The 25350-nt window shown below is 62.1% G+C and carries 20 protein-coding genes and 2 pseudogenes; 16 read left to right on the forward strand and 6 right to left on the reverse strand.

The features are described from left to right. The first annotated feature begins 97 nt into the window (after positions 1-97). The 3 genes and pseudogenes from ABEH28_RS11525 to tldD all read left to right on the forward strand — a co-directional run bounded on the left by ABEH28_RS11525 (position 98) and on the right by tldD (position 6484). Entirely contained in the window at positions 98-3913 is a 3816-nt protein-coding gene (locus tag ABEH28_RS11525; protein ID WP_346629984.1) for a YhdP family protein, read from the forward strand. A gap of 277 nt (positions 3914-4190) precedes the next feature. Continuing rightward, a pseudogene (locus ABEH28_RS11530) lies at positions 4191-5039 on the forward strand (carbon-nitrogen hydrolase family protein). Positions 5040-5041: 2 nt separating this feature from the next. Then, positions 5042-6484, forward strand: a complete 1443-nt coding sequence (tldD, locus tag ABEH28_RS11535; RefSeq protein ID WP_346629985.1) for a metalloprotease TldD — start codon at positions 5042-5044, stop codon at positions 6482-6484. A 48-nt stretch (positions 6485-6532) separates the two neighbouring features. Here tldD and yjgA read toward each other — a convergent pair whose 3' ends face one another. Beyond that, positions 6533-7054, reverse strand: a complete 522-nt coding sequence (gene yjgA, locus ABEH28_RS11540; protein WP_133776245.1) for a ribosome biogenesis factor YjgA — start codon at positions 7052-7054, stop codon at positions 6533-6535. 93 nt (positions 7055-7147) lie between these two features. On the opposite strand from yjgA, the gene pmbA reads away from it, so the two are divergent. From pmbA to ABEH28_RS11565, 5 genes are all read left to right on the forward strand, one after another. Next, complete coding sequence (gene pmbA, locus ABEH28_RS11545; RefSeq protein WP_346629986.1) at positions 7148-8494, forward strand: metalloprotease PmbA; 1347 nt, start codon at positions 7148-7150, stop codon at positions 8492-8494. 167 nt (positions 8495-8661) lie between these two features. Next, on the forward strand, positions 8662-9093 hold the full coding sequence (locus tag ABEH28_RS11550) for a FagA protein (RefSeq protein ID WP_346629987.1): 432 nt from the start codon (positions 8662-8664) through the stop codon (positions 9091-9093). Between the two features lie 11 nt (positions 9094-9104). Next, complete coding sequence (locus tag ABEH28_RS11555; protein ID WP_346629988.1) at positions 9105-9566, forward strand: hypothetical protein; 462 nt, start codon at positions 9105-9107, stop codon at positions 9564-9566. Position 9567: 1 nt separating this feature from the next. Further along, positions 9568-10179: a superoxide dismutase gene (locus ABEH28_RS11560; RefSeq protein ID WP_346629989.1), complete on the forward strand. Its 612-nt coding sequence runs from the start codon at positions 9568-9570 to the stop codon at positions 10177-10179. Between the two features lie 29 nt (positions 10180-10208). Next, positions 10209-11096 carry a ZIP family metal transporter gene (locus ABEH28_RS11565; protein ID WP_346629990.1) on the forward strand — a complete coding sequence of 296 codons (888 nt, stop codon included), beginning with the start codon at positions 10209-10211 and terminating at the stop codon, positions 11094-11096. 25 nt (positions 11097-11121) lie between these two features. Here ABEH28_RS11565 and ABEH28_RS11570 read toward each other — a convergent pair whose 3' ends face one another. Continuing rightward, positions 11122-11544 (reverse strand): DUF1810 domain-containing protein, encoded by a 423-nt coding sequence (locus ABEH28_RS11570; RefSeq protein ID WP_346629991.1) that lies wholly within the window; start codon positions 11542-11544, stop codon positions 11122-11124. 153 nt (positions 11545-11697) lie between these two features. On the opposite strand from ABEH28_RS11570, the gene ABEH28_RS11575 reads away from it, so the two are divergent. From ABEH28_RS11575 to ABEH28_RS11585, 3 genes are all read left to right on the forward strand, one after another. Continuing rightward, positions 11698-12039 (forward strand): zinc ribbon domain-containing protein YjdM, encoded by a 342-nt coding sequence (locus ABEH28_RS11575; protein ID WP_074886446.1) that lies wholly within the window; start codon positions 11698-11700, stop codon positions 12037-12039. A gap of 254 nt (positions 12040-12293) precedes the next feature. After that, positions 12294-12719 carry a hypothetical protein gene (locus ABEH28_RS11580; RefSeq protein ID WP_282370430.1) on the forward strand — a complete coding sequence of 142 codons (426 nt, stop codon included), beginning with the start codon at positions 12294-12296 and terminating at the stop codon, positions 12717-12719. Between the two features lie 11 nt (positions 12720-12730). Continuing rightward, a complete protein-coding gene (locus ABEH28_RS11585) occupies positions 12731-12904 on the forward strand; it encodes a hypothetical protein (RefSeq protein ID WP_282370428.1) in 174 nt (57 codons plus the stop codon). A gap of 207 nt (positions 12905-13111) precedes the next feature. On the opposite strand, the gene ABEH28_RS11590 is transcribed toward ABEH28_RS11585, so the two are convergent. The 4 genes from ABEH28_RS11590 to ABEH28_RS11605 are packed head-to-tail and all read right to left on the reverse strand — an operon-like array spanning position 13112 to position 19492. After that, the gene (locus tag ABEH28_RS11590; RefSeq protein WP_346629992.1) at positions 13112-14476 is read right to left on the reverse strand and encodes a heavy metal sensor histidine kinase; all 1365 of its coding nucleotides are present in this window, start codon (positions 14474-14476) and stop codon (positions 13112-13114) included. Then, complete coding sequence (locus ABEH28_RS11595) at positions 14466-15143, reverse strand: heavy metal response regulator transcription factor (protein WP_122534987.1); 678 nt, start codon at positions 15141-15143, stop codon at positions 14466-14468. Before ABEH28_RS11595 ends, ABEH28_RS11590 begins: the two co-directional genes overlap by 11 nt. A gap of 24 nt (positions 15144-15167) precedes the next feature. After that, entirely contained in the window at positions 15168-18335 is a 3168-nt protein-coding gene (locus tag ABEH28_RS11600; protein WP_346629993.1) for a multidrug efflux RND transporter permease subunit, read from the reverse strand. Continuing rightward, positions 18332-19492 (reverse strand): efflux RND transporter periplasmic adaptor subunit, encoded by a 1161-nt coding sequence (locus tag ABEH28_RS11605; protein ID WP_346629994.1) that lies wholly within the window; start codon positions 19490-19492, stop codon positions 18332-18334. Before ABEH28_RS11605 ends, ABEH28_RS11600 begins: the two co-directional genes overlap by 4 nt. Before the next feature lie 296 nt (positions 19493-19788). On the opposite strand from ABEH28_RS11605, the gene ABEH28_RS11610 reads away from it, so the two are divergent. From ABEH28_RS11610 to ABEH28_RS11630, 5 genes and pseudogenes are all read left to right on the forward strand, one after another. Beyond that, positions 19789-20118, forward strand: a complete 330-nt coding sequence (locus tag ABEH28_RS11610) for a hypothetical protein (RefSeq protein WP_192170711.1) — start codon at positions 19789-19791, stop codon at positions 20116-20118. Between the two features lie 341 nt (positions 20119-20459). Further along, a complete protein-coding gene (locus ABEH28_RS11615) occupies positions 20460-21044 on the forward strand; it encodes a fimbrial protein (protein WP_282370418.1) in 585 nt (194 codons plus the stop codon). A 73-nt stretch (positions 21045-21117) separates the two neighbouring features. After that, the gene (locus ABEH28_RS11620; RefSeq protein WP_346629995.1) at positions 21118-21861 is read left to right on the forward strand and encodes a molecular chaperone; all 744 of its coding nucleotides are present in this window, start codon (positions 21118-21120) and stop codon (positions 21859-21861) included. 285 nt (positions 21862-22146) lie between these two features. After that, positions 22147-24565 (forward strand): annotated as a pseudogene (locus ABEH28_RS11625) (fimbria/pilus outer membrane usher protein). Further along, positions 24562-25350 (forward strand): molecular chaperone, encoded by a 789-nt coding sequence (locus ABEH28_RS11630; protein ID WP_346625607.1) that lies wholly within the window; start codon positions 24562-24564, stop codon positions 25348-25350. Before ABEH28_RS11625 ends, ABEH28_RS11630 begins: the two are co-directional and overlap by 4 nt.

A 25350-nucleotide genomic window follows, 5' to 3' on the forward strand; every position in this document is an offset into this window, starting at 1 on the left:
AACAACGCGTGGCGATTGAGCACAACCTGGACGTACCCGCACCTGCACGATTGGGCCGGATGCCATATGCAGGCCGTTTTTGCGGAGGCGCAGCGACATGGAGCGTCTGACCCGGTTTCTGGCTGTACTGACGCGGTGGGGCCTGAGTCTGTGTGCCCTTTTCGTGGTGCTGGTCGCGCTGTACGTGAGCGTCGGGCGTCAGTTGGTGCCGATGGTGGCCGAATACCGCGCCGACGTGGAAGCCAAGGCGCAGACCGCGCTGGGCATGCCGGTGAGCATCGGTCGGCTGGAAGGCAGCTGGAGCGGCTTCGCCCCTATCTTCGTCGCCCGTGACGTAATGATCGGCGAGGGCGGCAACGCCGTTCGGCTGGATCACGTGCGGGCCATGCCTGACCTGCTCGCCAGCCTGCGGACCCGTGAAGTGCGCCTTGAACGGCTTGAGCTGGACGGGCTGCAGTTCGGCCTGAAAGAAGACCAGAACGGCCACTGGGCACTGCAAGGCCTGCCCGTACAGCCGGATCAGGTCACCGATCCCGAGACAATCTTCACTCAGATGCAGATGGTCTCGCACCTGTCGTTGTTCGACAGCCAGATCACCTTGCAGCCCTACGATCAGTCGCCCCTGACGCTGACCTATGTAAGCCTGACGCTGAAGACCGGCAGCGTGCACCAGCGCCTCGACGCCCGCCTGAACCTGCCTGACGGCCAGCCGCTGTCGCTGAACGTTCGCTCCACCGTGCGCGCCCATGAGTGGCGCGACGGTGCGGCCGAAGCCTACCTGAGCCTCCCGCAAAGCGATTGGTCGAAGTGGCTGCCGAAGAGCCTCACCCGCGACTGGAAGATCCAGAACCTCAAGGCCGGCGGTGAGGTGTGGCTGAACTGGGGCAAGGGCAATCTGCAAAGTGCCGCGGTGCGGCTGAATGCGCCGCAGTTCAAAGGCGCCTACGCCGACCGCAAACCCGCGAGCATCGACAACCTGGCCCTCAACGCCTGGTTTCAGCGCGACGAAAAAGGCTTCAGCGCCACCCTCGACTCGCTGGCGATGGACCTGAACAGTATGCGTTGGGAAAGCCGCATTCACTTGCAACAGACCGCCGCCACGGCTGACGCCGAAGAACTGTGGCACGTCCAGGCTGACCGGCTTGATCTGACGCCCATCACGCCGTTGCTCGACTCACTGGCGCCGTTGCCCGACCAGGTCATGGTGGCGGTGGACCGCCTGAAAGTCACCGGCGGGCTGCGCAACGTGCTGCTTGATTATCGGCCCCAAGCCGAAGCGCCCAAGCGGCTGAGCTTCGCCGCCAATCTGGACAAGGTCGGTTTCGACGCCTACCACGGCGCGCCGGCAGCGGGGAACGTCAGCGGGGCCATCAGCGGAGATCTGGGCCAGGGCGAACTGCGCCTGGACACTGACGATTTCATGCTGCACCTGGACCCGATCTTCCGTAACGAATGGAAGTACCGTCACGCCAATGCAAAGCTGACCTGGTCGCTGGACGATCAGGGCTTCACGCTGATTGCGCCGTACATCAAGGTCCAAGGGGAGGAGGGCAACATCGCCAGCGATTTCCTCATTCGCCTGCACTTCGATCACAGCCAGGAAGACTACATGGATCTGCGCGTCGGGCTGGTCGACGGCGACGGTCGCTACACCTCCAAGTACCTGCCCGCCGTGCTCAGCCCGGCCCTCGATCAATGGCTGCGCACTGCGATTCTGGGCGGCAACGTCGATCAGGGTTTCTTCCAGTATCAGGGCTCGATCAACAAGGACGCGCCTGACGTGGCGCGGGTCATCAGCCTGTTCTTCAAGGTGCGCAACGCGAGCCTGGCCTTTCAACCGGGCTGGCCGCAGCTGAACAATGTCGACGGCGATGTGTTCGTCGAGAACAGCGGCGTGCGCATTCGGGCCAACAAGGGTCAGCTGCTGAACACCCAGGTCAGCAATGTCGCGGTGGACATTCCACACGTCCCTGCGGGCCAGTCCAGCCATCTGCTGGTGGACAGTGACTTGAAAGGCAGCCTCCAGGACGGCATGAAGATTCTCCAGGAAGCGCCAATCGGCACCGCCCAGACCTTCGCCGGCTGGCAGGCGGAAGGGCCGTTGCAGGGGCACCTCAATCTGGATATTCCGCTTGTCAAGGGACAGGACCCCAAGGTCGTGATGGATTTCAGTACCGACAGCGCGCGGCTCAAGCTCGCCGATCCGGTGCTGGAGCTGACGCAACTGCGCGGTGACTTCCGCTTCGATTACACCAAAGGCCTGAGCGGCAAGAACATCAAGGCCGTTGCGTTCGACAAACCGGTGAACGCCGAGATTTTCGCCGAAGGCAAACCGGGGGCGCCGGTGACGCGCATCACCGCCAGCAGCCAGATTGCCAGCAAACGCCTGACCGACTGGCTGGGCGTCACGCAGCCGCTGCCGATTTCGGGGGATCTGCCCTATCAGCTGCAGCTGACGTTGAGCGGCAACGCCAGCCAGCTGCAGATCAACTCGGACCTGAAAGGGCTGGCGGTGGATCTGCCGGCTCCTTTCGGCAAAACCGTTGATGAGACGCGCGACACCGATTTCCGCATGAACCTGCAAGGCCCGGAAAGGCGTATCGACGTCGGCTACGGCAATATCGCCAATCTGGCGTTCGCGTCGCCGCCGGGTAAATTCAGCGACGGACGTGGCGAGCTGTTCCTCGGTGAAGGCGGTGCGATCGTGCCGGACAGCAAGGGGCTGCGTGTTCGCGGCTCGTTATCCGAGTTAGACATCGCGCCCTGGCAAGCCATGGCTGAGCGTTACGCTGGCACCGACCCGGGCGGCAGCGCCAAGCAGTTGCTCAATAGCGTGGACTTGCAGATCGGCAAGCTGACCGCGATGGGCACAACGCTGGAGCAAGTGGGCGTTCAGCTCCAGCGCAGCAGTGCCGCATGGGCGCTGTCGCTGGATAGCTCGAAGGTGAAAGGCACCGCGACGTTGCCGGACAGCAAAACCGCGCCGATCGACATCAGTCTGCTGTATGTACGCTTGCCTGCACCGGACCCCAACGCGGCAGTCGTTGAAAACGCGCCGGACCCGTTGGCGGACGTGGACCCGCGCAATATTCCCGCGCTGAACATCAAGATCACCCAGCTGTTTCAGGGCGATCAATTGATGGGGGCGTGGTCGCTCAAGGTCCGTCCGACGCCGAACGGCCTCCAGATGTCTGACATGAATTTGGGCCTCAAAGGTATTGCGCTGCTGGGCAATGGCGGTTGGGAAGGCACGCCGGGGACGACGGGCAGTTGGTTCAAAGGCCAAGTGAGCGGCAAGAATCTCGCGGATGTGCTCAAGGCCTGGGGCTTCGCGCCCACCGTCACCAGTCAGGAGTTCGAGCTGAACGCTGACGGACGTTGGCCGGGTTCGCCTGCGTGGGTGGGGTTGAAGCGTTATTCCGGCAGCCTGGATGCGACGCTGAAGAATGGCCAGTTCGTTGAGGTCGAGGGTGGCGCGCAGGCGTTGCGTGTGTTCGGCTTGCTCAACTTCAATTCGATTGGCCGGCGTCTGCGCCTGGACTTCTCCGACCTGCTGGGCAAAGGGCTGAGCTACGACAAAGTCAAAGGGCTGCTGGTGGCGAGCGATGGGGTGTACGTCACCCGCGATCCGATCACCATGACCGGGCCGTCCACTAATCTTGAGCTCGACGGCACGCTGGACATGGTCCGCGACCGCGTCGACGCCAAGCTGCTGGTGACCCTGCCGGTGACCAACAACCTGCCGATCGCCGCATTGATCGTCGGCGCACCGGCGATTGGCGGCGCGTTGTTTCTGGTCGACAAGCTGCTGGGCGACCGCGTGTCCCGATTCGCCAGCGTCCAGTACAAGGTCGAAGGGCCATGGAAAGAACCGAAGATCACCTTCGACAAGCCGTTCGAGAAACCGCAGTGAGGTATAACGCCCGGAAAATGAATCTGTGGTGTGACACCCGACGCCTTCCCGGCTAAAGCCGGTCCCACTAAGTACTCCGGTGTCAGTGGGGCCGGCTTCAGCCGGGAAGAGGCCGGTTTGAACACCGACAGTTTTGTGGTGTGGCTTCCGGCGCCTTCCCGGCTAAAGCCAGTCCTACGGGGTGAATGCGGTTCCAGTAGGCTGAAATCAGCGTGTCGAACAAGCCCAATCATCGGTGCTTGGAGTAGAGTGCAGTTCTATCGATCAGGGAGCGCGTATGTCCTTCGCAGTCATTCAGATGGTCAGCCAGAGCGGCGTGCTCGGCAATCTGGCCCAGGCGCGCCGATTGCTGGAACAGGCCGCTGCGTGAGGTGCGAAACTGGCTGTGCTCCCGGAAAACTTCGCCGCGATGGGCCGTCGTGATGTGGCTGCCATCGGCCGCGCCGAGGCCCTTGGCGAAGGACCGATCCTGCCATGGTTGAAACTTGCCGCTCGCGACCTCACCTTATGGATAGTGGCCGGCACATTGCCGCTGCCCCCTGAAGGTCAGCCTGATGGCAAAGTCACGGCATGTTCGCTGCTGATTGACGATCAGGGCCAGCAAGTCGCGCGTTACGACAAGCTGCACCTGTTCGACGTCGATGTTGCCGATGCCCGAGGGCAGTACCGGGAATCCGACGATTACGCCCACGGCAACAATGTCGTAGTGGCTGACACGCCGGTCGGCAGGCTGGGGCTTTCGGTGTGTTACGACCTGCGTTTCCCGGAGCTGTACACCGCGCTGCGGGAGGCGGGAGCTGAATTGATCACCGCGCCGTCGGCCTTTACCGCCGTGACCGGCGCGGCGCACTGGGAGATTCTGTTGCGCGCCCGGGCCATCGAAACCCAGTGCTATGTACTGGCGGCGCAAGGCGGCATTCATCCGGGGCCGAGAGAAACATTTGGGCACGCGGCGATCATAGATCCATGGGGCCGCGTGCTGGCCGAGCAGGCACAGGGTGAAGCCGTGATGCTGGCCGAACGAGACAGCGTAGAACAAGCGTCCATACGGGCGCGCATGCCGGTATCGAATCACCGGCGATTTTTTTCGCAGGCCGCCGTGCGACCTGCCAATACCCCGGAGTGAATATGAGCCACTTGTCCTCTGTCAGCGAACACCTTCTGGCACCAGGCGGCCTGAGCATCGACAGCCTGCAATCGGTGCTCGGCGAGCTGGCCGGCCCCGGCATTGATGCGGCCGACCTGTATTTTCAGGGGCAGATTTCCGAGTCCTGGGCGCTGGAAGACGGCATCGTCAAGGAAGGCAGTTTCAACCTGGACCAGGGCGTCGGCGTCCGCGCACAGTCAGGCGAGAAAACCGGCTTCGCCTACAGCAACGCCATCACCCCTGAAGCTTTGACCCAGGCGGCTCGGGCCGCGCGCTCGATTTCCCGAGCTGGCCAGAACGGTCGTGTTCAGGCGTTCACCGCCCAGGATGTCGCCCAGCTGTACGCGCCGGACAACCCGCTGGAAGTCATGACCCGCGCCGAGAAAGTCGAATTGCTCAAGCGTGTCGATGCCGCTACCCGTGCGCTTGACCCGCGCATTCAGCAAGTCACCGTGAGCATGGCCGGTGTCTGGGAACGCATTCTTGTCGCCTCCACTGACGGCGGTCTTGCCGCCGACGTCCGTCCGCTGGTGCGTTTCAACGTCAGCGTGATCGTCGAGCAGAACGGCCGTCGCGAGCGCGGCGGCCATGGCGGCGGCGGTCGCACCGATTACCGTTATTTCCTCAGCGACGACCGCGCCATGGGCTATGCCCGTGAAGCGCTGCGTCAGGCGCTGGTCAATCTCGAAGCCATTCCGGCGCCGGCGGGCACCTTGCCGGTGGTGTTGGGTTCCGGCTGGTCCGGCGTGCTGCTGCACGAAGCGGTCGGCCACGGCCTCGAGGGCGACTTTAACCGCAAGGGCAGCTCGGCCTACAGCGGTCGCATGGGCGAAATGGTCGCGTCCAAGCTCTGCACCATCGTCGATGACGGCACGTTGGCCGATCGCCGCGGTTCTCTCACCGTCGATGACGAAGGCACCCCGACCGAGTGCACCACGCTGATCGAAAACGGCGTGCTCAAGGGCTACATGCAAGACAAGCTCAACGCACGGCTGATGGGCGTCGCGCGCACGGGCAATGGTCGTCGCGAGTCCTACGCGCACCTGCCGATGCCGCGCATGACCAATACCTACATGCTCGGCGGCCAGAGCGATCCGGCGGAAATCATCGCCTCGGTCAAGCGCGGGATCTACTGCGCCAACCTCGGTGGCGGGCAGGTCGATATCACCAGCGGCAAGTTCGTGTTCTCCACCAGCGAGGCCTATCTGATCGAAGACGGCAAAATCACCGCACCGGTCAAAGGCGCAACGCTGATTGGTAACGGCCCGGAATGCATGAGCCGCGTGTCGATGGTCGGCAACGATCTGTCCCTGGACAGTGGCGTGGGCACCTGCGGCAAGGACGGTCAATCGGTTCCAGTCGGCGTCGGTCAGCCCACGCTGAAGATCGATGCGATCACCGTTGGCGGCACAGGCGGGGCTTGATAATCGAGGGGCTTGCGCCGGTTGAGTGATTCAAACGGCGCAGCAGTTCTAGCGCAGTCCGCGTTTGCTTTCGTCCAGCTCGCGGATGTATTTGAAGATTTTGCGGGTCGCGGTAGGGGCCTTGTTCTGCGCGGCTTCATGCTGAGCCTGACGGATCAGCGAGCGCAGTTGCTGGCGGTCGGCGTCCGGGTATTCACTGACGAACTGCTCAAGTACGTCGTCGGTACCGGTCACCAGGCGATCACGCCAGCGTTCCAGATTGTGGAAGCGCTCGTTGTACTGGCGCGTAGAAGCGTCGAGCTGATCGAGCAGCACCAGGATTTCATCCAGATCCTGATCGCGCATCAGCTTGCCGATGAATTGAATGTGGCGTTTGCGCGCAATGTGCGCGGTGTGCTTGGAAGCATCGGCCAATGCCCGACGCAGAGGGTCGGTCAGAGGCAGCTTGGCCAGCACATCGGGCTTGAATGTCGTCAAGCGTTCGCCCAGCTCCACCAGAGCGTGAAGCTCTCGTTTGACCTGGGTTTTGCTTTTCTCTCCGTCGAAGGAGTCGTCGTAAGAATCAACCATGGGGGCCGTCCGCAAATAAACGCCGCCATGATAACCAGTCAGGGCCCGGTTGTCCGGCCCGGCTGCTGAAATCAGAATTTGATGGAGAACGTCATGAGTGCATCAGAAAGCGTCGGCCCGCAGGCTTTGCCGGCATTGCAGCAGCAGGTCGAGCAGATCGTCGCTGAAGCCAAGCGTCAGGGCGCGACTGCGTGTGAAGTCGCCGTGTCGCTGGAGCAGGGCCTGTCCACCACGGTTCGCCAGCGCGAAGTCGAGACAGTCGAATTCAACCGCGATCAGGGTTTCGGCATCACCTTGTACGTGGGCCACCGCAAGGGTTCGGCCAGCACCTCCGCGAGCGGCCCTGACGCCATTCGTGAAACCGTTGCCGCGGCCCTGGCCATCGCCAAACACACGTCGGAAGACGAAGCCTCGGGGCTCGCCGACGCTGCGCTGATGGCGAAAGACCAGCCGGATTTCGACCTCTATCACCCGTGGGACATTACCCCCGAACAGGCCATCGAACGTGCGCTGATCTGTGAAGCCGCGGCCTTCGACGCCGACAGCCGGATCAAGAACGCCGACGGCACCACGCTGAACGTGCATCAGGGCTGCCGCGTCTACGGCAACAGTCACGGTTTCATCGGCGGCTACGCGTCGACCCGCCACAGCCTGAGCTGCGTGATGATCGCCGAGGGCGAAGGGCAGATGCAGCGCGACTACTGGTATGACGTGAATCGCCGTGGCGAGCTGTTGATGGACGCCAGACTCATCGGCCAGAAAGCCGCCGAGCGCGCCGCGAGCCGACTGGGCGCACGGCCGGTGCCGACTTGCGAAGTGCCGGTGCTGTTCTCTGCAGAATTGGCGGGCGGTTTGTTCGGCAGTTTTATGGGCGCGATTTCCGGCGGCAACCTGTACCGCAAGTCGTCTTTCCTTGAAGGCGCCATCGGTCAACGTCTGTTCCCCGAGTGGATGACCATCGACGAGCGTCCGCATCTGGTCGGCGCCATGGGCAGCTCCGCGTTCGACGGCGATGGCCTGGCGACTTACGCCAAGCCGTTCGTCGAAAACGGTGATCTGGTCTCCTACATTCTCAGCACCTATTCGGGCCGCAAACTCGGCCTGCCGAGCACCGCGAACGCAGGTGGGGTGCATAACCTGTTCGTCAGCCACGGCACTGAAGACCAGGCCGCGTTGATCCGCCGAATGGGACGCGGGCTGTTGGTCACCGAGCTAATGGGCAGCGGCCTGAACATGGTCACCGGCGATTATTCTCGCGGCGCGGCAGGTTTTTGGGTCGAGAACGGAGAGATCCAGTTCCCGGTTCAAGAAGTGACCATCGCCGGCAACATGCGCGACATGTTCAAGCAGATCGTCGCCGTGGGCACTGATCTGGAGTTGCGCAGCAACATCCGCACCGGCTCTGTGCTCATCGAGAAAATGATGGTCGCGGGCAGCTGAGTTCGTCCTGTTTCGCCGCTTCACCCAAAAGGCCTGCCCCGATTTCGGTGCGGGCCTTTTTTATGGGCGCTTTCAAGCTCCGTGCGTGAACTCAATCCGCTGCCGGGGTTGTTTTGATTCTTAAACTCATTTAATAATGAATCTCATTCGTTAAGTGGGCCTCGGTCATGGGCACTGTTCTGCACGAGTCGCCGTACCTGGAAAACTGGCGCGCGTTGAGTCTGCGGATTCGCTGCGCGCTGGATCCGGACGAGCCGCGGCTCATCGAACACTACCTTGCGGAAGGCCGTTACCTGGCGCGCTTTACCGCCACGCCCAAATCCCTCATTTGTGAAAGCACCTTTCGCCTGCTGATCGACACCGCCAGCGATACCGCGCTGCCCTGGCATTGGCGTTGTCTGTGCCTGGACCAGGCATGGCGTCCGCTGCGAGACATGCAGGCGCTTGCTTTCTCCGCTGCACAGTTGGAACGCGTTCAGGCCTTCGCCCAGCGCCTGGCGACCTGCGCACTGCTGCCGTCGATTTCGCTGACGGAACCCGCGCCATCGAATCCGCAAAACGCCCTGCCGACGGCTTCTGACCGCCGGCGCCACTCGTGAGGACCTGCGCCATGGAGCAATGGAAACGTACCATCCTGAGCGGTAACAGTCGCTTCAACCGAGGCGACCTGATCGATGCGCGCGAGCTGTACCTGCAAGCCCTCGCGCTGGCGCAAGTGCTGTTCGACCGTTGGAGCGTCGCCGATGAGGCCGTGGCGGCGTTCGTGATTTCGCACCACAACCTGGCGGATCTGCACCTGAGCCTGGGTCAGCCGGAGGAGAGCGCCGAATACCTCTGCGCCGTCCATCAGCGCCTGTTGAATGTAATTCAGGACCCACAAATGACGCCTGCCCTGCGACAGGCGGCGCTGCGGCACAGCAATAAAACCTACAGCGAACTCTTGGGCTTCGTCGGCCAATACGGCGAGTACCCACGCACCCGTCGCCTGCTCAACAGCAACGGCGAACATTCCCGCACGGCGCTTCAGCACCACGTTGCCCGCGCCGGCACCCTCTCGTTTGGAGTCCACTGACATGCCGTTTACCTTGCCCGCCTTGCCCTACGCCTACGATGCGCTCGAGCCGCACATCGACGCGCAGACCATGGAAATCCACTACAGCAAGCACCACCAGACCTACATCAACAACCTCAACGCGGCGGTCGACGGCACGGAATACGCCGAGTGGCCGATCGAGAAGCTGGTCGCCCGCGTCGCCGAGCTTCCGGAAAAACTGCGCCCGGCGGTGATCAATCAGGGCGGCGGACATGCCAACCATTCGCTGTTTTGGGAAGTGATGAGCCCCCAGGGCGGCGGGGTGCCAGGCGGTGCGCTGGCGACGGCGATCGACGAGCAAGTGGGCGGATTCGACGCGTTCAAGGACGCCTTCACCAAGGCAGCGCTGACCCGCTTCGGCAGCGGCTGGGCCTGGCTGAGCGTTACCCCGGACAAAAAACTCGTGGTGGAAAGCAGCGGCAATCAGGACAGCCCGCTCATGAATGGCAACACGCCGATCCTCGGGCTGGACGTCTGGGAGCATGCCTATTACCTGCGCTACCAGAACCGTCGTCCGGAATACATCGCCGCGTTCTACAACGTCGTCAACTGGGATGAGGTTGCCAAGCGCTACGCAGCGGCGCTCGGCTGAAATTTCCCAGACCTCGGATAAGGCGATTTATGCGTTCGGACATAATGGCTCTCGGCAGCGTGCGGTTATTGCGGCTGGCATTGGGCTCGATTCTGGTCCTCGTTGGCACCGGCCTGCTGGTGGCGCAGGGACTTTCATGGGTTGCACTTGAGCCGAGAATGTTGCGAGCGCTGGAAGGTGGCGCCATCTGCGCATTGGGCACCGCGCTGGGTGCCGTGCCGGTGCTGGTGATCCGCGGCATGCCGGTGGCGGTGTCCGACGGCCTGCTGGGATTCGGCGCCGGCATCATGCTGGCGGCGACGGCGTTTTCATTGATCGTGCCGGGCCTTGGCGCGGCCCACGATTTGGGCTTTACCCCGTGGGGCGCCGGTGCGTTGATCAGCTTCGGGATATTGCTCGGCGCGGCGGGCCTGTTTCTGGTCGACACGCTGGTCTCCAGAGGACCGCAGTTGTCGGAGGTGGCCGGGAAACCGGCGATTCCCTCGAACATCTGGCTGTTTGTGATTGCCATCATTGCCCACAATATTCCCGAAGGCATGGCGGTGGGCGTGTCGGCGGGTGGTGGTCTGGCTCACGCCGACAGCCTGGCGATGGGTATCGCCATTCAGGATGTGCCGGAAGGGCTGGTCATTGCGCTGGTGCTGGCGTCTGCCGGCATGTCGCGGCTCAAGGCGTTTCTGATCGGCGCGGCGTCCGGGTTGGTCGAGCCGGTGTTCGCCGTGCTCTGCGCCTGGCTGGTGGAAGTGGCCGCGTTGCTGTTGCCGGTGGGCCTGGCGCTGGCAGCCGGGGCGATGCTGCTGGTGGTGACCCACGAAATCATCCCCGAATCCCGCCGCAACGGTCACGACAAAATTGCCAGCTTCGGATTGCTGGGCGGGTTCTGCCTGATGATGGTGATGGACACGGCGTTGGCCTGAGGGTGAGTGCAGGTGAAAGCCTGCCTCAGCCCAGCTTCGACAGCGTCACGGCATCCGGCTTGCCGTCGAAAAACGCCTCAAGCACTTCCTGAAAAACCCGCGTTTCAGGCGCGAACGCTGCAAACAGGGTCATGCTCGAGCGCAGCTTCATGTCGTCCGGCGAGCCCATGATTTGCGTGGCGCTGCGAGCTTTCCACTCAAGCAACGCCTCGCAACAGCGCGCCAACCGTTCGCTCAATACCGGATGCTGCAAGTAGGCAATCGCCTCCTCACGCCCACTGATGCCGTACCGCCGGGCCATGTCACTGTGGCCCAGCCCCGCCAGTTGCGGGAAGACGAACCACATCCAGTGCGACTGTTTGCGCCCGGATTTAAGCTCCGCCAATGCGCGTTCGTGGGTCGACGCTTGCGCCTCGACAAATCGCTGCAGGTCAAATGGATCGTTCATGGCTGACTCCTCGCCCTGACCACGGCCTCTCGCCGTGCTTGGGATTCAGACTACCGCAGCGGGCGATGTTTCCAGCGTTTTCAGGCTCCCGCTCCTCAGGTGGATAAAAACCCTTATAATCCTGCGCCTATTCCTTCTGATGCGAGATCCGCCGTGAGCTTACCGCCGTGCCCAAAATGCAGTTCCGAGTACACCTACGAAGATGGCAGCCAGTTCGTGTGCCCGGAATGCGCCCACGAATGGTCGGCTGACGGCGCCAGCGCCGAAGCGGGCGACGACACCAAAGTCATCAAGGACGCCGTGGGCAACACCCTTCAGGACGGCGACACCGTCACGGTCATCAAAGACCTGAAGGTCAAAGGCTCATCGCTGGTGGTCAAGGTCGGCACCAAGGTCAAAAACATCCGTCTGGTGGACGGCGATCACGACATCGACTGCAAAATCGACGGCATCGGCGCGATGAAGCTGAAGTCGGAGTTTGTAAAGAAAGGTTGATCGCCACGAGGATCGTTCCTCACGCTCCGCGTGGGAATGCCGCTGATGACGCTCCGCGACTCCGCAGCACGAACGGGGACGCGGAGCATCCAAAACGGGTTACCACGCTGAGCGTGGGAACCATCATATGTAGGCCTGATCCTCCTGCCATCTCGGACGCTTCCTACCGCCAGAGTGGCATTGCTGCCCATCAAACCCGCTGTAAGTCCCATAGCCTTTGCCACCTTGGATTGGCTAATACAGGGATTGCTTCGGTGTCAGATTTCTACCAATACTTCAAAGAAAACATGGAAAGCATGGGACTGCCTGCGCCCCAATCGCTCTTCGGCTCTGTGACGAGCGCGGTGGCGACAGCGACGACGCTTCTGAGCCAAATCGAGAAATTCGGTAAGAAGGTGACAATCAGTGAGCTTATGCGAGCGGGTACCAAATTAGAGCAACTGGCAATCGTCGGAGCATGCTCGGCGGCGTTCTATCTGGGGGCGGTGATTGGCAGCATTGCTGTCGCTACTGGAAGGGTGCTGGGTAACGGTGCGACTTTGTCGGATGTGCTTCTCACCGCCCAAATGCATAACCTTAGGACTGACTGGCTGGTCCATTGCCTGCACATGTATCCAGGCATATACCAAGCCGCCACACCGGGCAAAGCCATTTATCGATTCTTGGGGCGGGTAGTGTGAGGGACTCAGTCTTGCTGCTGGCGGTTGCTGTGATTGTCGCCATCGCCGCGTGGGTGTTTTGGCACTTTGTTGGTTTGCATGGTTTTGAACTGCTGGGCACGCTGATGATTGTGGCGCTTGCGGTGGAGAACATGCGTTTGAGGCGAGAGTTGAATAAACGCAGGGCTGAGTTGGTAGATGAGTAATCCAAGCGCCTTCGCCGCCGCGCGCTTGTGATCGTTCCTCACGCTCCGCGTGGGAATGCCGCTCATGACGCTCCGCGTCATCGAAACGCGGATGGGGACGCGGAGCGTCCTGGGCGGGCTACCACGCGGAGCGTGGGAACCATCAGCATCATGAGCAACGATCATGAGCAACCAGTGCGTTTCAGCGGGGCAATCCAGACGACAAGCTCAACTCGGCAAATTGATCCCGAACGTATTCACCCCATGCTCGCTGCGCACGAACACGGTGCCGCCGTGCATCAGGGCGATAGCTTTGACGATCGCCAGACCAAGCCCGTGGTTGGCGCCGCTGTTGCTGCGCGAGGCATCGACGCGGTAGAAGCGCTCGAACAGTTTCGGCAGATGCTCCCCGGCGATCGGCGCGCCGGGGTTGGTCACGCCGATGCTGACGTGATCGCCCTCATCGCGGATATCCACATGAATCAACTGCCCTGGCGAGGTGTGCTGCACCGCATTGTGCAGCAGGTTGATCAGCGCCCGGCGCAAGTGCGCGGTTTCGATGGGCGCGTTAGCATCGCCTCGCACCTCAACCTGCACCTGGGCGTCTTCCAGAATGAAATCCAGGTAATCCAGGGTCTTCGCCACTTCCTGAGCGAGTGAGGCCTGGGTCAGTTGCGTGGCCTTGCTGCCCTGATCGGCGCTGGCCAGAAACAGCATGTCGTTGATAATCGAGCGCAGCCGCTCAAGCTCCTCAAGGTTGGATTGCAGCACCTCGAAGTAATGCTCGGCCGACCGCCCTCGGGTCAACGCGACCTGGGTCTGCCCGATGAGATTGGTCAGTGGCGAGCGCAGTTCATGGGCGACGTCGGCGTTGAACGACTCCAGCCGCGAATAGGCCTGCTCAACCCGGTCCAGCGTCGAGTTGAACGAGGTCACGAACTGATCCAGCTCCGGCGGCAGATGCGCCAACTTCAGGCGCCCGCTCAATCGCGGCGGCGTCAGTTTGCGCGCCTCCAGCGACAGTTCCGTCAGTGGTTTCAGGCCGATGCGCGCCACCCAGTAACCCAGTGCTGAGGCGAGGAGAATGCCGACGGCTGCCAGACTGATCAGCGCGATGAGCAGGGAGTGTTGGGTCTGCCAGAAGGTTTCGGTGTCGACCGCTGTGAGAAAACGCAGCGGCGGGCGTTGATCTTTCGCCGGGAACTGACTGACCAGCACTTTGAACGGGTAATCATGGCCGCTCAGGTTCAAGTCGCGCATGCCCAAGGGGCCCTTGGCGAAGGCGCGGATCTCGGCGTCGGGGTTACCGAATTCATAGGTTGGGTTGTCGCTGACCACCCAAAAGCGCAGGCGTTTGTCTTCCTCGCTGAGCAGCCGGAGCTTGGCGTTGATCTTCGCCCAGTGTTCAGGCGTGCCGTAACGCTGGACGGCCGATTCGAGCACGCTGTATCGAGCGTCGACCTCGGCTTCCGGCAGCAAACCCAGGCCCTTGTCCACTTGCAGGTAAAGCGCCCAGCCGATCAACAGAAACACCATCAGCGCCACGAGGGCGAACATGCCGCTCAGGCGCAGGGCGATGGAGTTAGTCGACACGACGGCTCTCCAGCACGTAACCCATGCCGCGGATGGTGTGCAGCAGTTTCTGCTCGAACGGCCCGTCGAGCTTGGCGCGCAGGCGTTTGATCGCGACTTCGACGACGTTGGCGTCGCTGTCGAAATTCACGTCCCAGACCATCTCGGCAATCGACGTCTTCGACAGGATTTCCCCCTGACGCCGCGCCAGTACGCTGAGCAGCGAAAACTCCTTGGCGGTGAGGTCCAGACGAACGCCGGCCCGCGTGGCCTTGCGACTGATCAGATCAATCCACAAATCGGCGACACTGATCTGCACCGGCTCGTGACCGCCGCTGCGCCGGGTCAGGGCTTGCAAACGCGCCACCAGTTCCAGAAACGAGAACGGCTTGCCGAGGTAATCGTCAGCGCCTTCGCGCAGGCCGCGTATGCGATCGTCGACGTTCTCGCGGGCGGTGAGCATGATCACCGGCGTCTGTTTGCGCGCGCGCAGGGCACGCAGCACGCCATAACCGTCCAGACCCGGCAGCATGACGTCGAGAATGATCACCGCATATTCACTCTCCAGCGCCATGTGCAGGCCTTCGATGCCTTCGCGCGCGACGTCGGTGGTGTAACCCTGCTCGGTCAGGCCCCGGTGCAGGTAATCGGCGGTTTTCTCTTCGTCTTCGATAATCAGGACACGCATCGGTCCACGCTCACTTGTTGATGCTTACTTATAGGTGCTTGTTTCAACGGCTTGCTTTTCCGCACCCAATTGAACTGCGGCTGGCCTGGACGCTGTCGAGCCTGGCGCTGTCGGGTCCGGCGTCGGACGCTGGCGATGGAAAAGTCGCTCAAGCTGCAGGTAGATCACCGGCGTGGTGAACAGCGTCAGCGCCTGGCTCACCAGCAATCCCCCGACAACGGCAATGCCCAACGGCTGACGCAGTTCAGCGCCGACACCATAACCGAGCATCAAGGGCAGCGCGCCGAGCAATGCGGCCAGCGTGGTCATGATGATGGGCCGGAAGCGCGTCAGACACGCTTCATAAATGGCGTCACGCGGGGACATTCCGCGATTGCGTTGAGCGTCCAGCGCGAAGTCCACCAGCAGGATGCCGTTCTTCTTGACGATGCCGATCAGCAGCACGATCCCGATCAGGCCCATGATCGAAAAGTCCTGACCCATCAGCCACAGCAGCAACAGCGCACCGATACCGGCGGAGGGCAGGGTGGAAATGATTGTCAGCGGATGGACGAAGCTTTCATAAAGCACGCCAAGGATGATGTACACCGCCACCAGCGCGGCGAGGATCAGCCAGGGCTGGTTGGCCAGCGAACTCTGGAACGCCTGGGCCGCGCCCTGGAAGTTGCCGATGATCGAGGCCGGCATGCCGATCTCGTTCTTCGCCTGATCGAGCAGCACCACGGCATCCCCCAGCGCCACGCCCGCCGACAGGTTGAACGACAGGTTGGCGGCCGGGAACATGCCGTCATGGCTGATCGACAACGGGCCCATCTTCGGCGCACCGACCTTGGCCAGTGCCGACAGCGGCACCATTTCATTGGTCAGCGGCGAACGCAGGTAGAAGTAGTTCAGGCTTTCGGCCTTGCCGCGCTGTTGCGGCTCCAGCTCCAGAATGACTTTGTACTGGTTGATGTCGGTCTGGTATTCGTTGATTTGCCGCTGACCAAAGGCGTCGTACAGCGCCTGATCGACGTCCGCCGTGGTTAGGCCGAAGCGCGCGGCGGCGCTGCGGTCGATGTCCAGATGGGTGACGCTGCCGCCCAGTTGCAAGTCGTTGGAGAGGTCACGGAAAGCCGGCAGGGTTTTCAGCTTATCGGTCAGCTTCTGCGTCCAGACATTCAGCAGCGCGCCGTCGTTACTCTTGAGCACGTACTGATACTGCGCGCGGCTCGGCCCTGAACTCAGGTTGATGTCCTGCCCGGCCCGCAGGTACAGGACGATGCCGGGGATCTGCGCCAGTTTCGGCCGGATCCGGTCAATGAACTGGCTGGCTGTCACATCCCGGTCTTCGCGGTCTTTGAGGGCAATCCACACCCGGCCGTTGGCAATCGTCTGGTTGCTGCCGCTGACGCCAACCGAGTGCGAGAACGCTTTGACCGCCGGATCGGCGGCGATGATTTTCGCCAGCTGTTTGTGTTTCTCGATCATGTCCGGGAAGGAAATATCCGCCGCCGCTTCGCTCGTGCCCAGCACCATGCCGGTGTCCTGCACCGGGAAGAACCCCTTGGGGATCAGCAAATAGCCGGCCACCGCCAGCACCAGGGTCAGGCCAAAAATCCCCATCATCATTCGCTGGTGGGCGAGGGCGAAGCGCACGCCGCGGGCATACCGCGCGAGCAGTCGCTCCCCGAAGCCGGGCTTGGCGTGAGGATCGTGTTTCGGCGCGCGCATGAACAGCGCTGCAAGGGTCGGCGCCAGCGTCAGTGACACCACCACCGAAATCAGAATGGTCGACGTCGCGGTCAGCGCGAACTCCTTGAACAGCCTGCCGACCACGCCGCCCATGAACAGCAGCGGAATGAACGCGGCAATCAGCGAGAAGCTGATCGACACCACGGTGAAGCCGATTTCGCTGGACCCCTTGATTGCCGCATCGCGCATGCTGTCGCCGGCTTCCAGGTGTCGATGGATGTTTTCGACCACGACAATCGCATCGTCGACGACAAACCCCACCGCCACCACGATCGCCACCAATGTCAGGTTGTTCAGGCTGAAGCCGAGCACGTACATCAGCGCGAAACTGGCGACGAGGGACACGCCCAGCACGGCGGTCACGATCAGCGTCGCCGAGAGCTGTCGGAGGAACAGCGCCATGACCGCGATGACCAGGGCGATGGCGATCAGCAGCGTCATTTCCACTTCATGCAGCGACGCACGGATGGTTTTGGTGCGGTCGCTGAGCACCGAGACGTCCACCGACGCCGGGAGCATTTCCTGCAACTTGGGCAACTGGCCGAGTACGCGATCGACTGTCTCGACGATGTTCGCGCCGGGCTGGCGAAACACCACAATGTTCACACCCTGCTGATCCCCGGACCAGGCGCGCACGTAGGCGTTTTCCGAGCCGTTGACGACCCGCGCCACGTCGCGCAAATGAACCGGCGCGCCGTCTTTGTAGGAAACGATCAGTTGCTCGTAGTCCTTCGCCTGAAACAGCTGGTCGTTGGAGGCGAGGGTGGAGATGCTGTCTTTGCCGTACAGCGCGCCCTTGGCCAGGTTCAGGCTGGTCTGCTGCAGGGATTCCCGCAGATCGGCGAGGGTCAGCCCGATCGACGCTAGTTTTTCGGGCGCTGCCTGAACGCGGATGGCCGGACGTTGCTGACCGGTGATGTTGACCTGTCCGACGCCGTCGATCTGGCTCAACTGACGCGCCAGCAGGGATTCGGTGACGTCGCTGAGTTCGGTGCCGGGCATCAGGTTCGAGCTGACGCTGAGGATCAGCACCGGGCTGTCCGCCGGGTTGACCTTGCGCCAGGTCGGCAGCGTTGGCAAATCCGCGGGCAAGCGCCCGGCTGCCGTGTTGATGGCTGCCTGCACTTCCTGCGCGGCGGTGTCGATGCTTTTGTTGAGGGTGAACTGCAGCGTCAGGTTGGTGGAGCCCAGCGCGCTGCTCGACGTCATCTGGGTCATGCCGGGAATGGCGCTGAACTGCACTTCAAGGGGCGTCGCCACCGACGACGCCATGGTTTCCGGGCTGGCGCCGGGCAACTGGGCAGCAACCTGAATCGTCGGAAATTCGGCTTCCGGCAGCGGCGCCACCGGCAGGCGAGGGAAGGCGATGCAGCCCAGCAGCACCAGCGCGAAGGTCAGCAAAACGGTGGCGATCGGGTGGTTGACGCACCAGGCGGAGATAGAACCGCGGCTGTTCATTTTGCCGCCCCGGTGGAGTCGGCGAGGGTGTCTACAGGATCACCCTTGACCACCTCGATCCGCGCGCCGTTTTTCAAACGTGACTGACCATCGCTGACCAGCACGTCATTGGCCTCCACCCCGCTGATGAGCATCAGGTCGCTGTCCTGATACAGCACGTTGACCGGCACCACTTCAGCCGCGTCGCCTTTGATCCGATACACGTAATGCTGGTCGATGCCGCGCTGCACCACTTGCGGCGGGACCTTCAGGGCACCGCGGTCGATGGCGGTCTGAATGCGCACGGTCACCAGTTGCCCGGGCCACAGCTTCTCTGTGGCGTTGTCGAATATCGCTTTGGCGCGAATGGTGCCCGTGCTGGCCGCCACCTGATTGTCGATCAGCAGCAACTTGCCCTGACCCAGGAGCGTGCCGGTTGCGCCTTCGCCGAGGTAAGCGTTGACCGGCGCGGGCGTGCTGGAGGCGATCAGATCATGCAGCGTTGGCAGCATCTGCTGCGGCAGGGAAAACTCGACCGCCACCGGGTCGATCTGCGTGACCGAGAACAGCCCGGTTGCATCGCTGACGCGCAGGAAGTTGCCTTCATCAACGTTGCGGATGCCGACCCGGCCCGTCACCGGCGAGCGTATTTGTGTGTAGGAAAGCTGCACCTGCGAGGCATTGATCGACGCCTGATTGCCCAGCGCCGTGGCCTTGAGTTGATCGACCAGCGCTTGCTGCTGATCGTACTGCTGTTTCGAGATGCTGTTGTCGACGGTCAGCAGCTTGTAGCGCTTGAGGTCGACATTGGCCACGTTCAGCTGCGCCTGGCTCTGGGTCAACAGCGCTTTGGCCTGATCGAGGGCAGCGCGGATCGAACGATCATCGATGGTTGCCAGCAGATCCCCCGCCTTCACCAGTTGCCCTTCCTTTACCAGCACTTTGGTCAGAATGCCGTCCACCTGAGGGCGAATCACCACGCTTTGCAGCGACAGCACCGAGCCGATCCCGGTGACATAACGCGGCACGTCTTCCTGAGTCACGGTGATCACGCGCACCGGTACGGCAACGGGGGCGCTGACTTTTTTCGCTGCGGGGCGAGTCAATGCCCAGACGCCTGTCACTACGAGCACGACCAACAGGGTCGCGAGCATCACGATTTTGTTCTTCTTCTGCATACAGGGACAGGCCAACCAGTGAATGAGGGGCGTAACCGGGAGCGTCCTTTATAACCCTTTGACCCGGTCAGCAAAATGACTGCTGCCTGTCAATATTGTCAGGTGAATAAGGGCAGACGATGAACGTGGGTAAAGAAACAAGGCCGCAGGGCGATACCCAAATAGAAGCCACGAGTTTCGATGAACGAGTTCTACTGTGACGGGGAAAATTCTTACATAAACTTCGTGAGTTCTGAATGCTTGTTCACAGGGCTCTGACTTACGTCGGTAAGCGGCTCTACTCCGGAGTGTGTGTCATGAAAAGCCTCATGGCTGTTTCGTTGTTGTTCTCGGTCGCAGTTCTCGGCGCTGACGCCATAGCGGGGTCCACCGCGTGGGCCGCCCAAGGTGGCCTGATGTTTCATGGCAGCGTGGTGAATGCCGCGTGCGACGCCCAGGTCTTGAGCGCTCCGTCGGCGGCATTACTTCCGACGACCTTGCAGGCCGACCCTGACGTCACCGTGGGCCTGAGTCGCCACAACGACGCCTGCGGCAAAGGCGTTGTGCCCGTGCAGGCACGTTACACCGAACTGGTTTCCGACCCGCAGAGCCCCCGCGCGGGAATTGTCACGCTGACCTACCAGTAGGCACTGCTCCCCCTCGATTCCCGATCCCCATTGACGACCCCGGTTCCATTGAGCCGGGGTTTTTCGTGGGTGAGACTTTTACATGGGCGCGTTTTTCAGGTCGGCGTTTAGGTGCCAGGCGCGAAGGTTGGTGAAGGTTCTTCGCGAGGGTTACTCCGCAAACCCCCGCCCGGTGAGGCCTCTGAAACAATAGCGTCATCTCCTACCGAAAGTTCCGACGCGCGCCACTGTCCTTTCAATCCACAGGATGTAGAACGCCTGACAGCCGATCCTGGAAGCGCTGCTTATAGTTCCTCTCGTCCTTTTGGGCACACACGAATCGACACAAGGAACGTCGTTATATGAAAAAGCTTTCTCTTACCCTGGCTATCGTGGCCGCAATGGGGCTTGGCATTTCCGGGACCGCGAATGCTGCGAACAACGGCAAACTTGTTTTCACCGGCACCCTGACCAACATCACGTGTGACATCGGCGCCGGGACTGGCGCCACCCCTGGCAACAACCCCGGCGAGATCAATGTCGACCTGGGCAACGTCTCGTTTTCCGACATCGGTCTCTTCGCCGACAACAAACTTGAAACTGCATCGCCCATCCAGCTGCTGGTCAATTGCACCGGCGGCGCCGCTCAATACAACACCGTGAACATGCGCTTCGTCGCCCGTCAGGGCAGCGGTCTGGATAACCTCGACCAGAAACTGCTGCGGGCTACCGGCGCGGCGGACGGCGTGGGCATCGGCCTGCTCAATGCGTCCAACCAGTTGATGGACCTGAGCGGCAACGAAACCATCGACACGCCGCTGGTCAAGGACGGCGCCGATGGCGCGACCGCCGAGATCAACTTCGGCGCCGTTTATGTCCTCAACGGCGCGACAACCAACCCGGGTAATGCCGACGGCTTCCTGCCGTTCGTGATGGATTACGAGTGATGTAGCAGGCGAGCGGGCAATGGCTCGCTCGCCTTCCTGGCTTATCCACCTCACAGCCCAAGACGGTCTCACCATGTTTCCTGAATTCCTTCGCGGCTCCGCCCTCTGGCTGGGGTTGCTTCTGGCTGCCCCGGCGCAGGCGGGCATCGTGCTCAACACCACGCGTGTCATCTACCAGGCCGCGGACAAGGAGGTCAGTTTCGTTGTGAACAACAGCGGCACGACTGACATCCTCGCCCAGTCATGGCTTGAAGCGCAGAGCGACACCGAGAATCTGCCCTTCGTCGTCACCCCGCCACTGGCGCGGATGGCAGGCAGCGCCCGACAAATGATTCGGGTGATCTACGCCGGCGAAGGTTTGCCCAACGACCGCGAGTCGGTGTTCTGGCTCAACGTCCAGGAGATCCCGCAATCGGCGAAGGACAACCAGCTGCAGATCGCGATTCGCCAGCGCATCAAGCTCTTCTACCGGCCCACCGGGTTGAATGGCGATCCCCTCGATGCGGCAAAAAGCCTGGAGTGGCGCGTATACGACGGCCAGCTGGAAGTCAGTAATCCGACGGCTTATCACGTGTCGATGATCCAGATCGACGCCCGGCAGCAGGGCAAGACGCTGTTCAAGGCGGACAGCAGGATGCTGGCGCCAAAGCAGACCGTCCAATTGCCGCTCACTAAACTGGCCAGCGGTCACGCGGTGGAGCTGCGGTTCATCAGCATCAACGATTTCGGCGCGCAGGAGCCGTACAGCGCGAAGGTCTCCGGTGGCCAGACGACTCAGGCCATCAAGGTCGCCAACGTCATCACCCGGGCCGAGTAGCCACTCAGTCGGGAAGGCTTTCGCCCAGGTTTTCTTCGGTCGCAGTCATGCGATCCCTGCGCCTTGCGCCTGCCAAACGTGGTTTGCCAGCGCCCTCGGAATCGAGAACACGAGTGAAACCCGCCAATGGAACCCCGAGATCACCAAAAGGGATATGCACGGATGGCAGCATGCTCTTCACACCTCGACCGCAGGCATCCGGCGCATGAGCCGTTTCGGATCACCCCGGTGGCGAGGATTATCCTTGCATCGGCAGGGCTGGCACTGGCCTCGCCTGCGACTGCAATGACTGATCAAAACAGCGCCGCGACCCATGTGAAATTCAATACCTCGTCATTCAGGGCACCGATCAGCCCGCCGATCTCGCGACGTTTTTGCAAGGCAACAGCGTGGTCCCCGGAAGCTATCGGGTGGATGTCTACGTCAACCGTGTGTTGAGCGGGCGGCGTGACATCAACTTCGTCTCCAACGCCGCGAAAGGCACCGTCGAGGCTTGTCTCACCCTGGACATGCTCCGCCAGTTCGGCATGAGCACCGACGCCGTGCAGGGCGGTGACGCTTCGCCAACAGCCTGTTTCGATCTCCCGGCGCGGGTCGAATTTGCCCGCGTCGATTATCAGCCGGCGAGCCTGCGCCTGAACATCAGCATCCCTCAGGCGATGATGTCGCGGAGCGCTCGCGGTTACGTGCCGCCGGAGTTATGGGACGAGGGCGAGACGGTCGGTTTCGTGAATTACAACTTCAGCGGCGCGCGTCGCTCCCGCAGCGGCCAGGCTCAAGATCAGGATCAGTATTACCTGAGTGTTCGCAACGGCGTGAACCTCGGCGCCTGGCGACTGCGCAACGAGTCTTCGCTGACCTACGGCAATGACCAGCCCTACCGCTTTCGCAGCAATCGGACGTTCATCCAGCGTGACATCACCTCGCTGAAAAGCCAGCTGACCCTGGGCGAGACTTTTACCGATTCGCAGGTGTTCGACAGCGTTCGGTTCCTTGGCGCCATGGTGATGTCCGATGAGGGCATGCTGCCTGACAGCGAGCGGATTTTCGCGCCGGTCATTCGTGGTATTGCCGACACCAACGCATTGGTGGAAGTGCGCCAGAACGGTTTCATGCTGTACAGCGGCAACGTCTCGCCGGGCCCGTTCGAAATCACCGACATCTACCCCAGCGGGTCGAACGGCGATCTGGAAGTGACGGTGGTCGAAGCCGATGGCAGCAAGCGCGTCTTCGTCCAGGCCTACGCATCACTGCCGATCATGGTGCCGAAAGGCGCGTTGCGCTACAGCCTCGCCGCCGGCCAGTACGACAGCAACACGGAAGATGGCCTTTCACCCTCGTTTGCCAGCGGCACGCTGGTGTATGGCCTGACCGAACGGGTGACGGCAGCGGGTGGCGTGCAAATTGCCGAGGATTATCAGGCCGGCAACATCGGTGCGGGGGTCAACACCGGGCTCGGCGCGGTGTCGCTGGACCTGACCCAGTCCCTTAGCCGCCAGCGCGAGCAACGCTACAGTGGGCAAACCCTGCGCCTGCGCTACGCCAATACGCTGGACCTGACCAACACCACCCTCGCCGTGGCTGGTTATCGCTATTCAACGGATCAGTACCTGACGTTCGACGACCATGTCGAGGCGTTGCAAGCGCGTGACGGATCAGCCAGCGGGCGCGCCAAAGATCGCATCGAAATCAGCCTGACCCAGGCGCTGCCGGAGCAGTCTGCGTCGCTGAGCTTTACCGGTTGGAGCAGCGCTACTGGGACCGTGGCAGTAAGACGCGCCAGCTGTATCTGTCGTGGAACTCGGCGTGGCGCAGCCTTAGCTACAACGTGTCGGTCGAGCGTAACCAGACCTTCGCGCGCAGCGGAGAAAGCCAGTCCGACAACCGCATTGCGCTGACATTGAGCCTGCCGCTGGGAAGCGATTCCGGCTCGTCGCGGCTGTTTGCCAATGCCGTGCGTGACAGCTCCGGCGCCTCCAGCCTGCAGTCCGGCTTGAACGGTCAACTGTTCGACGACCGCAACAGCTTCTACTCGCTGCAGGCCGGCCACGACAGTGCGTCGGGTTCATCGGGCTTCGGTAAACTCAGCACCACCACGGCCTACGGGCGTTTCGATGCGGGCTACGGGCAGGGCAGGGATTATCAGGCGCTGAGCATGGGCGCGTCGGGTTCGGTGGTCGCCCACGCGGGCGGGGTGAATTTCGGTCAGCCCCTGGGCGAGACCTTCGCGCTGGTGCAGGTAAATGGGGTCAGCGGCGCGCGGCTGAGCAATTTCAGCAACGTCGAAACCGCCGATAACGGTTACGCCATCCTGCCTTACGCCCAGCCGTATCGAACCAACTGGGTCAACCTCGACACTCGCCAGTTGGGCGCCGATGTCGAGCTGGAGAATGCCGTGGATCAAGTCGTGCCCCGACGCGGCGCGGTGCCCTTGGTCAGCTTTCGTACGGCAATCGGTCGGCGTGTGCAATTCGAACTGGTGCGAGCCGATGGCAGCCGTTTGCCCATGGGCGCAGCGGTGGAAGACGAGCAGGGCAAGCCGCTGGCGACTGTCGACCCCAGCGGGCGAGCGCTGGTGCTGAGCGAGCGGGACAGCGGCGAGCTCATCGTCAAATGGACTGATCAGCAATGCCGTGCATCCTTCGCGCTGCCGCCGAAAGAAGCCCATCGCAGCTACGATCGCCTGAAGGTGCAGTGCCAATGAAGCGCGCCTGTCTGTCAGGGCTTTTTCTGGCCGTCATCAGCGGCATGGCCCAAGGCGCCGTCTCACTGTCAGGCACCCGGTTGATCTTCGACGGCCGTTACAACGAGGCGACGATCGAGGTCAGCAACCGCGGTGATTCCGAGGCCCTGATTCAAGCATGGCTCGATGCACCGCGCGCAGATGATCAACCGGGCCATGATCAACCCGGCGATGCGCGCGCAGCCGATCTGCCGTTTGCGTTGACCCCGCCTCTGGCGCGCCTGCCAGCCAAGGGCAAGCAGACCTTGCGCCTGCTCTATGAAGGCATCGGCCTGCCCCAGGACCGGGAGTCGATGCTGCACCTGTACGTGCTGGAAATTCCTCGGCGCAGCCCGGCGGTTCAGCAGTTGAGCATTGCCATCCGCCAACGCATCAACGTCTTCTATCGGCCAGCAGCGCTGGCCGGCGACCCGGCCGATGCGGCGCAAACGCTGATCTGGCAGCGCGCTCCATCAACCGATGCCACGCTTTCCGTGCGCAACCCGACGCCGTATCACGTTTCGCTGCAGGACCTGCGCATCAATGGCATCGAGGTCGCAGACCACCGGTTGCTGCCACCTTTTTCGGACGCCTCACTGACGCTGCCCGTCCTCGGTGTGAAGGGCTCAGTGGCTGAAACCCTCAGCTTCAAGGCCATGACCGATTACGGCGGACAGCGCGATTACTGCGCGCCGTTTCAGGGTGGGCAGCCCTTCGCAGTGCCGCTGCGTACGTCGGATTCACACTCACTCATAGGGAAATGCTGA

Origin of the sequence: Pseudomonas sp. Ps21-P2 (genome assembly GCF_039672565.1) — a bacterium.
GTDB lineage: Bacteria > Pseudomonadota > Gammaproteobacteria > Pseudomonadales > Pseudomonadaceae > Aquipseudomonas.

Coding starts and splice junctions, on each gene's coding strand:
- ABEH28_RS11525 (WP_346629984.1), top strand. CDS start 98: ATGGAGCGTCTGACCCGGTTTCTGGCTGTACTGACGCGGTGGGGCCTG.
- tldD (WP_346629985.1), top strand. CDS start 5,042: ATGAGCCACTTGTCCTCTGTCAGCGAACACCTTCTGGCACCAGGCGGC.
- yjgA (WP_133776245.1), bottom strand. CDS start 7,054: ATGGTTGATTCTTACGACGACTCCTTCGACGGAGAGAAAAGCAAAACC.
- pmbA (WP_346629986.1), top strand. CDS start 7,148: ATGAGTGCATCAGAAAGCGTCGGCCCGCAGGCTTTGCCGGCATTGCAG.
- ABEH28_RS11550 (WP_346629987.1), top strand. CDS start 8,662: ATGGGCACTGTTCTGCACGAGTCGCCGTACCTGGAAAACTGGCGCGCG.
- ABEH28_RS11555 (WP_346629988.1), top strand. CDS start 9,105: ATGGAGCAATGGAAACGTACCATCCTGAGCGGTAACAGTCGCTTCAAC.
- ABEH28_RS11560 (WP_346629989.1), top strand. CDS start 9,568: ATGCCGTTTACCTTGCCCGCCTTGCCCTACGCCTACGATGCGCTCGAG.
- ABEH28_RS11565 (WP_346629990.1), top strand. CDS start 10,209: ATGCGTTCGGACATAATGGCTCTCGGCAGCGTGCGGTTATTGCGGCTG.
- ABEH28_RS11570 (WP_346629991.1), bottom strand. CDS start 11,544: ATGAACGATCCATTTGACCTGCAGCGATTTGTCGAGGCGCAAGCGTCG.
- ABEH28_RS11595 (WP_122534987.1), bottom strand. CDS start 15,143: ATGCGTGTCCTGATTATCGAAGACGAAGAGAAAACCGCCGATTACCTG.
- ABEH28_RS11600 (WP_346629993.1), bottom strand. CDS start 18,335: ATGAACAGCCGCGGTTCTATCTCCGCCTGGTGCGTCAACCACCCGATC.
- ABEH28_RS11605 (WP_346629994.1), bottom strand. CDS start 19,492: ATGCAGAAGAAGAACAAAATCGTGATGCTCGCGACCCTGTTGGTCGTG.
- ABEH28_RS11610 (WP_192170711.1), top strand. CDS start 19,789: ATGAAAAGCCTCATGGCTGTTTCGTTGTTGTTCTCGGTCGCAGTTCTC.
- ABEH28_RS11615 (WP_282370418.1), top strand. CDS start 20,460: ATGAAAAAGCTTTCTCTTACCCTGGCTATCGTGGCCGCAATGGGGCTT.
- ABEH28_RS11620 (WP_346629995.1), top strand. CDS start 21,118: ATGTTTCCTGAATTCCTTCGCGGCTCCGCCCTCTGGCTGGGGTTGCTT.
- ABEH28_RS11630 (WP_346625607.1), top strand. CDS start 24,562: ATGAAGCGCGCCTGTCTGTCAGGGCTTTTTCTGGCCGTCATCAGCGGC.